Source organism: Flavobacterium difficile, from assembly GCF_011392115.1.
In the GTDB taxonomy this organism is placed as follows: Bacteria; Bacteroidota; Bacteroidia; order Flavobacteriales; family Flavobacteriaceae; genus Flavobacterium; species Flavobacterium difficile.
Map to the genome: position 1 here is coordinate 412,057 of NZ_JAAJBT010000001.1, position 15,450 is coordinate 427,506.

General features: G+C 34.6%; 6 protein-coding genes. 2 read left to right on the plus strand and 4 right to left on the minus strand.

Going from position 1 to position 15,450, the window contains the following annotated elements:
* Entirely contained in the window at positions 1 to 177 is a 177-nt protein-coding gene (locus tag G4D72_RS01770; RefSeq protein WP_166075870.1) for a DUF5522 domain-containing protein, read from the minus strand.
* A gap of 28 nt (positions 178 to 205) precedes the next feature.
* On the opposite strand from G4D72_RS01770, the gene G4D72_RS01775 reads away from it, so the two are divergent.
* On the plus strand, positions 206 to 532 hold the full coding sequence (locus G4D72_RS01775) for a hypothetical protein (protein WP_207784834.1): 327 nt from the start codon (positions 206 to 208) through the stop codon (positions 530 to 532).
* Here the strand turns inward: G4D72_RS01775 and G4D72_RS01780 are convergent.
* The 3 genes from G4D72_RS01780 to G4D72_RS01790 form a co-directional block, all read right to left on the minus strand.
* The gene (locus tag G4D72_RS01780; protein WP_166075871.1) at positions 529 to 5,457 is read right to left on the minus strand and encodes a GEVED domain-containing protein; all 4,929 of its coding nucleotides are present in this window, start codon (positions 5,455 to 5,457) and stop codon (positions 529 to 531) included. The genes G4D72_RS01775 and G4D72_RS01780 overlap by 4 nt on opposite strands.
* A 306-nt stretch (positions 5,458 to 5,763) precedes the next feature.
* Positions 5,764 to 7,380 carry a hypothetical protein gene (locus G4D72_RS01785; protein WP_166075872.1) on the minus strand — a complete coding sequence of 539 codons (1,617 nt, stop codon included), beginning with the start codon at positions 7,378 to 7,380 and terminating at the stop codon, positions 5,764 to 5,766.
* Between the two features lie 217 nt (positions 7,381 to 7,597).
* A complete protein-coding gene (locus G4D72_RS01790; protein WP_166075873.1) occupies positions 7,598 to 13,129 on the minus strand; it encodes a GEVED domain-containing protein in 5,532 nt (1,843 codons plus the stop codon).
* 386 nt (positions 13,130 to 13,515) lie between these two features.
* On the opposite strand from G4D72_RS01790, the gene G4D72_RS01795 reads away from it, so the two are divergent.
* Positions 13,516 to 15,432 carry a T9SS sorting signal type C domain-containing protein gene (locus tag G4D72_RS01795; RefSeq protein WP_166075874.1) on the plus strand — a complete coding sequence of 639 codons (1,917 nt, stop codon included), beginning with the start codon at positions 13,516 to 13,518 and terminating at the stop codon, positions 15,430 to 15,432.
* Positions 15,433 to 15,450: the final 18 nt, after the last annotated feature.

A 15,450-nucleotide genomic window follows, 5' to 3' on the forward strand; every position in this document is an offset into this window, starting at 1 on the left:
TTATTTTTTATTAGTTCCTGTTTTTTTGTCGAATCCATACGGACAATGACGGCAGCCACTTTTGCAACAATATCCGCGTTTTAAATGGTATTTTTCAGTAAAACATTTGTATCCTTCGGGTGTGTAATAAAAATCTTCACCTTCTTTTAAATTATTTGGATTTATTTCATTGTTCATATTCGCAAATTTAGCAACTTTGCATCAAATGATTGTAATAGTTTTTAAATATTTAACGCCAAAATGGGTGAGAGGAATAACTTTATTTCCTTTTATACTTTTATCTGAGAAATTGGATAGAAATGATGTTGTTTTATTAAATCATGAGAAAATTCATATCAGACAGCAATTGGAAATGTTGGTGCTTCCTTTTTTTATTATTTATATTACAGAATTTTTTATAGGTTATGTTAAATACAAGAATTGGCATTTGGCTTATAAGAATATTTCTTTCGAGCGTGAAGCTTATGCCAATGAAAAAGACCTTTACTATCTAAAGCAAAGGTCTTTTTGGAGTTTCTTAAAATACTATTAGTAAATAATTTTTCTTACTTCTTCGGAGTTGTCTTCTAGAGTAACTTTTACAATCATTAAACTGTTTGTTCTGTTTAAGTTGTTAACTTCAAAAGTATTTAGGTTAACGTTGTTCTTACTAAGTAAGAGTTTTCCTAAAGTATCAAAAATTTCTATATTTTTAATTTTTAGTTTTCCAGATTCAATAGTCATAACGGAATTGTCATAAACCGTCAATTGGTTTGTTAACTCAATTGTGTTTTCTGTCGATTTTTTATATCTAATTACGAAACGATCAGTTATTGTTCCTTTTTTGTCAATAAATGAATAAGGAGCTTCTCTTAAATTAAATATTATGCCTATTGTTTTATCCTCTAAATAGATATTTTGTTGTGGATTTAAAAACAGGCCGTCTACTTGGCTTAATGCTATTTTATATAGACCATCTTGAGGAAGACTTACACCGATTTTAACTTGGTCGTTTGTATCGAATGGAAGTTTTCTACCTTGAATTAGAAAATGTTCTTCATCAATTAATGAGAAAATATTGAATGACAATTTTTGATTAGAGAAGGCGTCATATAATCTGTCTTTTTCGTTTGTGGCTTCAGAAGCATATCCTAATAGGGATTTTACATTTGTTCCTGAAGGCGTTACTAGATCGAACCAAATCCTGTGTTTTTCTTCACTTTCACCTTCGGTAGTATTATTTTCTGAAGAATTTCTGTAAAATTGACTGTTATTGTATGCACTACTTCTTAATGAATTATTAAAGTTTAAGTTTTCTGTTGTAGCAGTACTTGTATGTAACATTGAAACAAAGAAACCTTGTCCGCCTGCAATTCTACCATTATAACCGGGAGGTGTTGAGCCAAGTGCGTTATAGGTGATGTAATCTGTAGGGGTGTAATTATACGTATAATTAGCATAAAACGGATCTGCAATTGCTGTTGAAGGTAGAGTACCATGAGACCATACATTGATAAAACCAGCAATATTTGTATTTAAGGTTAGGAAGTTAATGGCATGAATGGCTGATGGATATGGGTTACCCACTAAGTTCCAATTGTCATCTTCTTGAGTTCCTAATGTTGTTGAGACTCCAGTTGAGTAATTAGGACCATTGTAAGTTCCTCTACTAATTGGCACAACAATATTACCATTATTTGGAACGCCGATAAAAGTTGCTGTATAATTTGCTGCTACTGAATAAGAGAATGAATCAGGAGCTCTTAAACAATATCCTTTTCCAATAACCATTGTTTCGTTTGCAAAAGCCCAATTTCCGAAGAAATTAGTATTTGTAGGTATGGTTGGTGTCCATTTGTATTGAAATCCTAAACCTGTACCTGGAGATACAGCACTATTAGCAAAACCAGCAACTGGTGAAGACCAATACACATAGTCTTGTCTTCTTACATTAGCAGTTCTTCTATATTGTATGTTTCCAACATTTGGAACGTTATTGGTTTGAATAATACTAGCATCATCTTGTACAATTAATGTTCCGGTTGGGTTAACATTTATGGCATCTGTGATAGTTGCAGAGTTAGAAGCGGTTATGTTTAAAAATGCATTGGCATTTACAGCTAAACTTCTTCCTAAACCATTGAAATTAGTTCCAACAATAACTGGATCATTTGTAACATCTGGTATCACAACACAATCTGTACTAGTTGGTACCCCAACTGGTGTCCAGTTAGAAGCAACGTTCCAATCGGTACTAGTAGAGCCATCCCAAATTTTATTACCAGATACGGTTACAGTAACTTCGTCAGTTTCTATTAAGGAAGTTCCATTACATAAACTATATTCAATTTCTGCTGTATAAGTTGTAGTTGTAGCTGGACAAACATTTATAACGTCTGTAGTTCCAACAACTGGTCCTGATGTTCCTGATCCTTCATACCAAGTAATTGTACTTATTGATGGTCCAGATGGTGTAAATCTCCATGCTTCATTGGTTGCTGTCCAATCTGCAGATAAACCGTTTCTGTTTGGTGCTACTGTTGCTATGGTACCATTTCCGTTTTGTACTCCAACAATTGCATTTCCACCATTCCAAGTAGAGCAAATTTGTTTGTTGTTGATATATACTTCGATAATATTTGTGTTTTCATATAAAATCATCATTCCACGATAAATATTTGTGGTACAACTAAACATTGGGACATTGCTCCAAGAGGCTACTAAAGCTCTACAACCTGTATTTAAAGTAATTAATTCCCACCCTATTTCTCCACCTAGAGCAGGGTTGATATCTTGATAAACTCCGAATATAGAACTTAAATATAAGTTTGGATTAGGTAAGTTATCATCTATTACATAAGTTGAAAAATCTAAAGGTTGGTTATTTACTAAATCAAATGTAATTACTCCATTGGCGCTAATCAAACACTGGTTATAATTTGTGCCATAAAAACAAAAATCAAAAGGTAAATTTACAACATCTGACCATCTATCATCTAATGTTACATTCAATTGATTTCTTAAGCAATTGAATTGATAAGGTGGTGCATATGGTATAGATTGTACAGTGTAACTAGTTGTATTTCCTATTGATAAATAACTTGCTTCTAAGTCCGTGCAAGTCGATCCTGCACCACATGCAATACTCGCAGGGTCGGCACCATTTAATCCTAATCCTCCTGAAACTACTTGAGGACATCCCAAAGAAGTTGTGCCAGTGCCTGGACCTACTGCACAAGTTGGCATTGTATATCTTGTAGGACCAATCCAAGTACCAGAACCAGTGCCTCCGCAATTAGATCTTACCCAAAAATAATAAGTAGTACCAGGTGTTAATCCTGTTATTGTAGCAGATGTAACCGTAGATGCTGTAGCTCCTGTTGGAGCTGTTGCATTTGAAGGTGCGTTTGCGTTTGTTGTATTAAAATATTGATAGCCACTAGCTGGAACAGGAGCTGCTGCTGACCAACTTAATGTAACAGATGTTTGTGAATTTAAATAGGAAGTTACTGCAGATGGGTTCTGACTACAAGGTAACGGAGCTAATACTGTAAATGTATAATCTTCAGTTTCTCCAGCTGATATGGATCCACAGTAAGATGGGTTAGTCGAATTAAAATCGGATCTAATTCTCATTCTATGATTTCCTATTGTAGCTGTAATAGGTACAGTAAATGTTCCTGATGCAGCGGTAACATAATTACCTGAGGCGAATACTAATTCATTTGCGTCATTAAAATCAAAATCATTATTCCAATCTATCCAAATGTTAAAACCAGACGAACCTCCAACTAAAGTTGTAGAAAAACTTACTGATCCCAATTGTTCTTTACTTACAGCCAGTCCAATAAAGTTACCATAACCTGTAGCAGAATAACCTGTAGCGTTTGTTATATTAGCTGTTCCACCAACTGTTGTGAAATTGCTAATATAATTTCCAGTGCTAGTTGACGTTGATGAACAATAACCAGTAGTAAAACTTATAGTACTCCATGTGCTAAATCCGTTGATGGCTCCACAATCACTTCTAACATGTAAATAGTATAAAGTATTAGCTGTTAAACCCGTAGCATTTATTGATGTTGCTGTAGTTGCAGTTCCAGAACCTGGAGGAGTTGCGCTTGTAGTTATGGCATATTGATAGCCATTTGAAGGAGTATAAGCTGTTGGTGCTGTCCAATTTACTGTTGCGGTTGTAAAAGTTATATTTGTTGCAGCAGTAGCGGTAGGAGGAGCGCAAGTTATGCAACTTCTTGATATTGTAAAAGTTCCTGTTGTAGTTCCTGATGTCCAGTAAGCTACATAAACATAATAAGTAGTTCCTAGAACTGTTGTAAATGTTGCAGTTTCTGGCGATATATCTGTACAAACTATATTTGTCATTGAAGCACAAGTTCCTGTAGAAATTGATAATTTGATATCAAAGGCAGGGTTTGTAGTTATGGTTGTAGGGTTTCCATCTCCAACAAAGGTATACCAAACCCCATAATTAGACATAAGACATCCAGATCCGTGTACTATGTTTGCAGTATTTACAGTTGTACCAGCTAAGTTTGTTGTTCCGCAAGGTAAAACAGTTGCATTGGTGCATAAGTTATTTGCTGGTGGGACAGGTGCGGGAGCACAACTTCTTGAGATCGTAAATGTTCCAGTAGTTGTACTGCCTGATGCATAATCTGCAATATAAACATAATAGGTTGTTGCAGCTACAGTAGTAAAAGTAAATGATTCTACGCCACCACTCAATCCTGAATCTTCACATGCTAAATTGGTTAAAGCACCACAACTTCCTGATGAAACAGACATTTCGTGATCATAACCTGCTCCTGCAGTAGAAGTTATAGTGGTTTGTTGTCCATCACCAACGAAAGTATACCAAACTCCATAATCAGATATAGAACAACCTGTGTTATTAGTAATACTTGTAGTGCCTACAGTTGTACCTGCTAGATTTGTTGTGCCACAAGGTAGATTTGTTGCACTAGCACATGTGTTATTAGAGGGAGGACTACTAACACTAACAGCATCTAAGTTCATGTTGTTATTTGCAGAATTGACAACTCTAATGTAGTAAGTTGTTAAGGCTGTTAAACCTGTTAGGTTCATGGTTTCAACTTGTGCGCCAGCAGCGGTATTAGTATTTGCACAATTAATTTGAGTCAAGCCAGTACATATTCCAGAGTAAGCATATATAACTAATTGTCTGTTGGTTGAACTAACTGTTACTGTGGCTGTAGTATTTGTGGCAACAAATCGATACCATCCGTCTCTAGAAACACCACCTCCGGCACATGCTGCAGCTGCTGGATCGTTTACTGTTGCGTCGCTTATAGTGCCTGTTATCGGAGCTGCATTAACGGTTAGCAGTGTTGCAGCAGCACAATTAGCACCTTGGGCATAAGTTTTAGTGCTAATAAATGATAATAATACAAGTAGTACATGTAGTACGAGTTTCAAACTAGGGGGGGTCGTTCTCATTTTATTTTTATTATGTATTTGTCAAATAATTAATTATTTTTTATTTGATTAATTAAATTATTTTAATTTATATTGTATATTCTTTGAGCAATATATAAAAATTAAACATATTTGGTATTAAATGTGTATTTTTTTCGATACAAAACACATTTTATCGACAAAAAACACCTTTATGGGTTATAATGCGTATTTTTTTTACTATTTTTTTTAATTATTTATAAAATAATGTTAAATAATTACTTTTTTGTACAAAAAAAAAGCCTTAACATACATATGTTAAGGCTTTTGAAATTATTAGTGATTTTATTAATTTTTTACTTCTTCTTTCTTTTTGGTTTTCGGTCTTTTTGCTAATTCAGGAATGTTTGTACCTTCGTGACTTTCTTTTGGTGCTATTTTTCCAAATTCTAATGAAGTACCATTCCACCACATAGCCTTAGAAGTTTCTTTTGCTTCTTCATCGATAGTTAAAAAGTTGTCTAAATTGGCATCAAAATCTTTTGTTAGTAGTTCAGATGGAACGTTCATTGCTTGAGCGTTATTTTTTTCTCCAATCGCAATCCAATAAAAAGAAACATTTGAGTTACCATTTCCATTTTCTTTAACTACAAAACCATCAGCAGTAACTTCAGATACATAAACACCTTTTGTTTCTCCCATTGGAGATACAGTAACGATTGTAGGTTTGTTTTTATCTGTTAAGCTGGCGTAATTCTTGTCAAAATATATTCTTGCTGTTCCATTTACTAATTTTCCTGTTCCTTTTGTGGAAACATCAACAGTTGTAGAGGTAGGGACGTAAGTGGCAACTTTTTCACCATTTGAATTTGTGTTTACCACTGCATATCCTTTGTTGGAAATTGATGAACCATCTGTATACTGACCTACTATATCTCCTTTCGTAATTAAACCGTATTGATTCCCTTTTAAATGACCGCCTAAAAAGCCGCCATTAATTGCTAAACCTATCGAAGAATTATTTTCTTGTGAAGCTGTTTTAAAAGTAGCATTTGTATAAGCCGTATTTCCTAATACTCCAATATTGTTACCATTACTTCTTTCGTAACCTAAAATCCCATAAGTTCCATTAGTATTGTTTATTCCCATAACACCTCCAACAACTCTAGCGGTATTTCCGGTAGTTTGTCCTTTAATACCAAAAGCAAAATCAGAAGTGGTACCTAATTGTCCATTAACACCTGTATTTGAATCATTTAGTGTTGAACCGGCTCCAGTTGAATTACTTAAACCTCTTACTCCTGGTCCTGCAGAGTTTGTACCTTCGTATTCTCCTTGTACACCTGCAAAAGCAGTATTTCCACCTTGTACAAGTCCGTAGGTTGCTGCTCCGTCTTGGTCTGTATACCCATTAATTGCGAAAGGGAAAGTTGCATTGCCTAAACTAACACCGTTCATTAAATCTCCTGGTAATACCGTATTGAATGCTCCAATAAAAAATTCACCTAGAGCAGAAACACGTGCTCTGTGTAATCCGTTAGTTCTGATATCCATATTGGTATTGTCATAAGTTCCTAGAAAGTGTGTTCCACCAGTAGTGGCAGTACCTCCATCGATACCTCCATTTCCAATAATAGACCAATCTAATCCACCTGGTGATCCGGCTAATGAAATCCAACGGGTTCCATTCCAATAATACATTCCAGGCGCTACAGCAGTAGCAACGGTTGGTGAATTTGTGTTAGTATTCCAAACTAAAGTACCAGCTACTAAAGGTCCGCCAGTAGGGTTTACAACTGGTGCTGCTAAAGCTGTTGAAGTTAGGGCTACTCTTGGTGGCACCATACCTTGTGTGGTTGAATTGATATCTAATGCTCCGTTTGGTGCGGTAGTTCCGATACCTACTTGAGAATGGCCCATATAAAAGGTGCCAACTAGTAAAGTTGAGAGTAATAAATTTTTCATATTTGGGGGGTTTTATGATAAATATATGCAAATGTATAATTTTATGTATAAAATACAAATAATAGTGTAATTTTTTGGTGTTTTTTTGATTAATTTGTTTTTTTTTTGTTTTATGTTAGATTGATTTTTTTTTAAATTATCACTATTTTCACTTATTGGCACAAAAAAAGACTTCTATTAATTTATAGAAGTCTTTTTTTTAATTTGAAATAATTTTTTAATAAAGTACTTTTCTAATTTCTTCTGTATTATTTTCTAATACTATTTTTACTACAATTAAACTGTTTGTTCTGATCAGGGAGTTGATTTCTATATTTTTATCATCAATATTATCTTTGTAAAATAGTTGTTTCCCTAAAAGATCGAAAATTTCAATTTTTTTAATTTTCATTTTGCCAGATGCTACAGTTAATACTTTATTATCATATACTTGAATCAAATTTGGAAGTTCATTAGTATTTAAAGTTTCATTATCTTTCTCAAAACGTATAACAAACCTATCAGAGATTGTTCCTTTATTTCCAATAAACGAATAAGGAGCTTCTTTTAAATTGTAAATGACCTTTATTAATTTATCTTCTAAGTATATATTTTGGTTAGCTTCTAAAAATAATCCGTCAACAGCACTTAAAGCAATTTTATAAAGGCCATCTTGCGGAATTGTAACACCGATATTCACTTCATCCTTAGGGTCAAAAGGTAATTTTCTACCTTGAATTAACATTTTTTCATTGTTGGTAATAGAAAAAATGTTTAGACTTAATTTTTCGTTTGAAAAAGCATCGAATAATCTGTCGACATCGTTAGTTGCATTTTCGGAATACCCTAATAGTGCTCTTACACTTGAACCTGTTGGTGGGATTAAATCAAACCAAATTCTGTGTTTTTCTATGCTTTTAGTTTGTGGTGATTTTGAATTACCAGTTGTTTTGTAAAATTGATTATTGTTATATCCATTACTTCTAAGTGAATTATTAAATATTAAATTTTCAGTTGTAGCTGCTGAACCGTGTCTCATTGAAACAAAAAATCCTTGCCCAGCATTAATATATCCGTTGAATGTTCCGGGACCACTTGATGCGCCTAATGAATTATAAGTAATGTAATCGGTTGCAGTATAATTAAAGACATAATTTGCATAGAAAGGATCTGAAATTGCATTTGAAGGTAAAGTTCCATGAGTCCAAATATTTACAAAGCCTTCAATATTTGTATTTAAAGTTAAGAAATCTATAGCATCGATAGCTGATGGAAATGGGTTTCCTACCAAGTTCCAGTTGTCGTCTTCATTTAATCCTAAAGTTGAAGAAACGCCTGTGGAATAAGGGCCGCCATTCCAAGTTCCTCTACTAATTGGGATTGTAATGTTGCCGTTATTGGGTACACCAACAAAAGAAGCTGTATAATTAGTAAAAGTTGAGTTAGGAAGACTATTGTCTCCTCTGATAGCATATCCTTTCCCAAGAACCATCGTTTCATTCGCATTTGTCCAATTTCCGAAATTGTTTATGCCACCAGTAGTTGGAAGCCATTTTAATTGGAAGCCCAATGGTGTTCCGGGCGAAACTGCACTGTTAGAAAAACCAGCAACAGGTGAAGACCAATATACATAATCTAATCTTCTAATATTTGTAGTTCTTCTATAAATTATATTGCCTATATTAGGCATGTTGCTAGTTTGAAGTAAGCTAGATCCATTTTGAAAAGTAGCGGTACCACCAACTTCCACATTAAGATTGTCTGTAATTGTAAGTGTATTGTTACTATTAACTAATAAATCTCCATTGGGTCTCACAATTACATATTTTGCAAAAGCATTATAAAATGATCCAATAATTCTTGAGTCATTTGGTCCGTCATAAATAATAACACAAGTATTTGCATCCGGAACACCTGCAGGTTCCCAATTATTTGCGTCGTTCCAGTCTGTATTTACAGTACCTTTCCAAAGTTTTGTTTTATTTTCAATAGTAATCGGTATGGAAACTGCACATCCATTATTTAAAGTTGCTGTTGCTGTAAATGACCAACTTGTTGATGCTAATTGTAGTGGAGTAGGTCTAACATAGACTGTTGGTACTAATTGAGCAACATATGGAATTGTACAAGCAGGGTCTATAAATACATCTATTGGAGCACCGCCCCAAGTAAATGAAGTACTCAGTGGTTTAGTACCGTATAGCCTAACATCATCAACTGCCCAACCGTCACAAAATTTAGCATTATATCTAAATCTAACTTTTAAATTAGTTTGATTGATATAAGCGTTCATGTTAATTGTTTCTGAAACAAAGTTACTTGCTTGTCCATCATCTGCTACTATAGTCTGTAAAGGAATGTAGGTTGTACCCCCATCTGTTGATACTTCAACATACCCCACGTCATATGGAACACCATAGTAAGAGTAGTAATGTCTGAATGTTAGAGTTAAATCTGAGTATGGAGAAGAATCTAAAATTATAGATTCTAATGCAGTGTTTACGTCTAAGTTATAGTCAGATGTAGCCATAGCGAAACCATCGCCAGCACTTCTGGAAATAATTGCTGGTTTCCAAACTCCACCTGCTGGAACGTATGGACTTACTTGACGTTGCCATCTTGTTAAGGCGTCGCCAGCTCCACCGATTATTACAGAGGTTAAAGCTCCTAAGTTTGTGTTGAAATTTTCATCAATTAAATAATCAACAACATAATCTCCAGCTGCTGTAATTGAAATGATATTATTTTCTCCACATACTTCAGGTGTAGAAGGAGTAATAAACATATTTGCTACTGGATTGATTGTTGCAATGATTTTCTTTCTATATAAACTTTCACAACCTCCAACGGTATTAAAGGCCGTAACCCAATATTCGGTTGTGGCTGATATAATTGGAGTAGTCCATGAAGAAGCATTAGCAACAACGTTAGTTGTAGCTAGTAATGTTCCGCCTACTTCAGCATCATACCATCTTACATGTGTTGCGGGCGGTACTCCATTTGTTGTTACGTTTAATGTTACAGTACCAGCAGCACATCTACTGTTGTCTGTAACAGTTGCTATTTGGTGTACGCAATCTTGAATTACGCTAATGGTGTAGTCTTCCGTTTCTCCATCAACTGTAAATCCATATGGTAATAAATTAGTTACAATAGCAGGTGTGTAAGTTCTGTTGAAATTTGTTGATCTCACTCTAAATCTATAATTTCCTACGGCAGTTGGTCCTGGAATTACAAATCCAAATGAAGTCGCTATTGATAATATCCCAGAAGAATTGTAAACCGTTTCTGTAGCATCATCAAATAATCCGTCGCTATTCCAATCTACCCATGCTTTTATTAATTGCCTTGATTCCCTCAAGCCTAGGTCAACGTTTATACCACCTCCGGCAACTCCTACAGCTGCTGTTAATCCTGTGTAATTTTTGTAACCTGTAATACTTCTTCCGGTATTCATATTAACCGTGTTAGTTAAAGTTCCTGTAGTATTATAGTCTTGAATAAATCTATTGCTGAATCCAGCAGTTGGATGAATAGTATAGGATGCGGGTGCAGCTGAATTGCTACTATGTGTTGCGTTTCCGGTTGTTACACAAACTGTAAATTTTGTTCTATTTGCTCCTGAACTGTGTACTCTAATAAAATAAGAGGTACCAATAACTAAGCCACCAATGGATTGTGATTCAGTACTATTTGCATTATTATTTACACATGCTACGCTTACTGGAGTGCCACAAGTTCCTGAAAGAACTTGAAATCTTAAATTTGCATCTGTTATGGTTGAAGCTACATAATCAATAAAAGGTTGTGGAACAACTGTAATTCTATGTGTAACAGCAGTTGCTGTAAATCTATACCAAACATCTACATTGTTGTTTGAGCCACAAATAGTAGCATTGGGTGTAACAGAATTTTCTAATGTTCCCTCAACTGCAACATCACAATTTGTTCCTGCATTTACAGGTACTACTATTGCTCCTGCGCAAGTGTCATTGGTTAAAGTAGTAATGAAGTTACCCATACTATTCCAAACACCATAATCGCCACTTCCGCAATTTCCTCTTATCCATACATAATACCTCACACCAGGAGTAAGTCCTGTTGCGTTATATGGTGAGGCTAAGTCGTTTACTGTTGGAATGGTTTCAAGAGGAGGTAATGGGTTAGGCGCAGTATTTATAGGTGAAATATAAAGGTCATATCCGTTAGCAGGTGCAGGTGTTGCGGCTGTCCAACTTATTGTTGCTGTTGTACCAGTAACTGCTGTAAATGAGAATCCTGCTGTCGGACTAGTGCATGTTTCTGGGTTTATATTTATTATATAGTCTTCTGATTGTCCGGTTCTTGCTCCTACTTGACAAGCTGTTGGGTAAGCCATGTTGTTGTTGTGCATGGCAATTCTCATTCTGGTTTGTCCTAAAGAAGCTGTTAGAGGAACTTGAACATATATGGATGTATTGAAAGTGACATTATCAATTAATCCCATGCCAAATGATTCACCTGCATCAATGAAATCTCCATCTTTATTCCAGTCAAAGAAAGCTATAACTGAGTGTTCAGTAGCTCCATTTGTATTGCCTGACATTGAAAGTTGGTAAATTTCACCTCTTTCAGTTTGTCCTACAGGCATAAAAAATATTTCATGATCAGGTGTTCCGTTTACAACATTTGAGGTATTGTTAATGATGTTTGAGAATGTAACATTTGTAATTGGGTGAACTGCAGTTGTATATGTATTCAAACAATATGGTGAACAAGCAGGTCCAGATAGAGTATTTACTACTATATTGTCAAAAACCGATCCGCATGAACCATTAGAAATAGTCCAACGAAATGTTGTGCTAGTACCAGGTACTAAATTTGAAATTGCTGTTGTAGCAGAATTTGGGGAAGCTATTGTTCCTGGTCCTGTGACAATAGACCATGTGCCAGTCATTCCGGCTGGTATAGCGCTACCTGTTAAAGTTGTAGTAGTTATGCATGTCCCAAGATTTTGATCTGCTCCTGCATTAGCTGAAATTAAAGGACAAGTAAATGTGATGTGAACTTCACCATTAGCACCGTTACCACCATTTCTTGACCCACCTCCGGTTCTTTCAGCACCACCACCTCCACCGCCAGGTACGGTTCCATTAGAACCAGTAGCGTTTGTAACGGCAGCACCTCCACCTCCAAATATCCCTATCACGACTCCGGAATTACCACCTACTTGTCCAGATGCGTCTCCTATTGTTCCGTTTTGTCCTGAGGAATTTATGATTCCACCTGTTGCAGTTCCGCCTGTTCCCGCAGCACCTCTATTTCTTGCGCCACCAGTACCTCCGTTTCCAAGTAGGTTTATTCCTAAACCAATATTGATAAAAGTTGAATTCCCTCCATTTCCTGCGAGTGTTGCATTGGCAAGACCTCCGGGTCCTCCAGCTCCTACAGTATAGGTGAAAACATCGCCAGGAGTTACAGCGATCGTAAGTGTTGTGGCACCACCACCACCACCACCGGATCCACCTTCTCCATTAAGGCTAGATCCACCACCACCACCGCCAGCACCCCATACAGAGGCTGTAATTGAGGTTACACCTGCAGGAACAACAAAAGTTTCTGTTCCGTTAGGTGTGTTATCTATAAAAGGTGATTGACCGTAAGATTTTATAGTTCCTAATAGAACGAAAATTAAAAAGAATAAGATGTTAATTTGTGGTTTGAATATGTTCCAATCTAGTGTTTTTAAGAAAAAATTACATGGAACCTGGAAGGTGTATTTTTTTTTCATACGCGGGGGCATTTGGGTTTGTTTTTTATTTTAGAACAATATGTGTTTATTCAAAGTTATTAAATAAAAACCAAATTTAACAACATATACTTGTTTTTTTTTGTTAAAATTTTGTGTTTATTTTGTTTTTTATCTTTTTTTACTAAAAAACTCTCTTTTTTGTAGATTAAAATTTATCATTATAATAAACCCAATTGATGTTTTTCTTATATTTATGATAGATTTACTTATGATTAATGCATTTTTGATATCGTAAAATGTTAACATATAAATACATATATCAAAAAAAAATATATTTTTAAATTAAAATATTTTTAATAAAACTTTAAAATATAATAAATTAATCGTACTTTTGATTTTAAACCAAGTCGTAATAATACTAAAATATGAAAAAAATATTACTTTCAGGTATCTTGCTTTTTTCAACATATGTAGCTAGTGCTCAGTTATTTGTAAGAGATGGTTCTTATGTTTTTGTTACTAATCAATTTATAACGGTTACACAAGATGTAAATTTAAATAACACTGGTAACATTTTTTTAAGAAATACTTCTCAGTTATTGCAGAGAGGTACTGGTAGTTCATCAAATTCAGGAACAGGAGCTCTATCTGTTTTTCAAGAAGGTACAGTTAATAATTTTCAATATAATTATTGGTGTTCTCCAGTAGGATCTGGTGCTGCTGGAAATCCATTTGGTATTTCATTATTTAATAGACCAACAGGATTAATTTCATCAACTTCTGCAGAAATTTTACCATTAGGTAATTATAATGGTACTGCTACAGGTGGTGTTGGTGGAACAATACAAATTGCACCTTATTGGATATGGAAATTTGTCAATCAAACTCCAGTTTATGCAAATTGGCAGTTTGTAGGAAATACTACAACTTTAAATCCAGGTGAAGGTTTCACAATGAAAGGGACATCTGGAACAGATGCTTTAGTTGTAGACGCCGATGGTGTAGCAAATAAAACAGGTTTGGCACAAAGATATGATTTTAGAGGGAGACCTAATGATGGAAATATTATTGTAGCGGTTTCTACTGGTAATAGAACTTTAATTGGTAATCCTTATCCAAGTGCAATCAATTTAAATATGTTTTTAATTGAAAATAGTGGACGTTCTTTCAATGCTTCTACTGGAGTTGTTTCTGCAGGTGGTAATCCTAATGTAATTAGGGGTGAAGCCTATTTCTGGGAGCATAGTAAATCAGGTGCTTCACACAACCTAAATACGTATGTAGGCGGTTATGGTACTTATGTAGCAAATGGTTCGAATGTTGGAACTCCAGGTACTTGGGCTTCAGCAACTTGGAATACATATAACGCATCAGGTACTGTTAATACAACTGGACCATCAACAGGTTCGGATTTTAGAAGACAATTTTCTCCAATAGGGCAAGGTTTTATGGTGGAAGGTGTTGCGGCAGGATCTGTAACTATGAAAAATTTATACAGAGTTTTTGTTAGAGAAGGTTTGTCTAATCAATCTACTTTTGAAAGAAATGCTTTGGTAACATCAACTTCGGTTTCTACTTCTCAAAATTGGGAAGACATTCCAAACGTTGCGGGCTTAGACTATACACAAATTTCTAAATTACCTGTGCCTCAAATTAAATTGGAAGTTGTTTTAAATGATACACAATCAAGAGAAGTTGTAATGGCTTTTAATCCAAACACTACCGATGGTTACGATATTGGTTATGATGCTATAGCTCCAGATGATACAACTAGTCCTAATTTAGTTTATTTTAATCAAAATGAAAATACCAAAAAAGCTGTAATTACAACGCTGCCATTTCATTCTGATAAAAGAATTCCAATTGCTTTTAAAGCGGCAGAAAATGCAACTTACAAAGTAAAAGTATCGGAATTGATTAATTTTTATGATTCAAATGAGGTGTATCTACATGATAAAATATCTGGTTTGTATCATGATATCACAAATGGTTTTTGTAATTTGAATGTTGCTGCAGGCGAAAATGTTTCTCAATATGAAATCACTTTTAAAAACTATGATGTTTTACTTAATAACGATTTAAATTTGGTTGCAAACTCATTCAATATATTTCAAAATAATACTACTTCTATGTTGAATATCGTGAATAATTCAGCTAAAGAAATTGCTACTTGTTCTGTATTCGATGTATCTGGAAAATTAATCATCTCTAAGAAAAATTTAGGAAAAAATAGTTTAATTGAAATTCCAACAAATGTTTTAAGTGATGGGGTTTATATTGTAAAAGTAGTTACAAGTGATGCTGTTTCTGTTGAAAAGAAAATTATAGTAGGAACAAAATAAAAATAAATAATTATATTT

Coding starts and splice junctions, on each gene's coding strand:
- G4D72_RS01770 (WP_166075870.1), bottom strand. CDS start 177: ATGAACAATGAAATAAATCCAAATAATTTAAAAGAAGGTGAAGATTTT.
- G4D72_RS01775 (WP_207784834.1), top strand. CDS start 206: ATGATTGTAATAGTTTTTAAATATTTAACGCCAAAATGGGTGAGAGGA.
- G4D72_RS01780 (WP_166075871.1), bottom strand. CDS start 5,457: ATGAGAACGACCCCCCCTAGTTTGAAACTCGTACTACATGTACTACTT.
- G4D72_RS01785 (WP_166075872.1), bottom strand. CDS start 7,380: ATGAAAAATTTATTACTCTCAACTTTACTAGTTGGCACCTTTTATATG.
- G4D72_RS01790 (WP_166075873.1), bottom strand. CDS start 13,129: ATGAAAAAAAAATACACCTTCCAGGTTCCATGTAATTTTTTCTTAAAA.
- G4D72_RS01795 (WP_166075874.1), top strand. CDS start 13,516: ATGAAAAAAATATTACTTTCAGGTATCTTGCTTTTTTCAACATATGTA.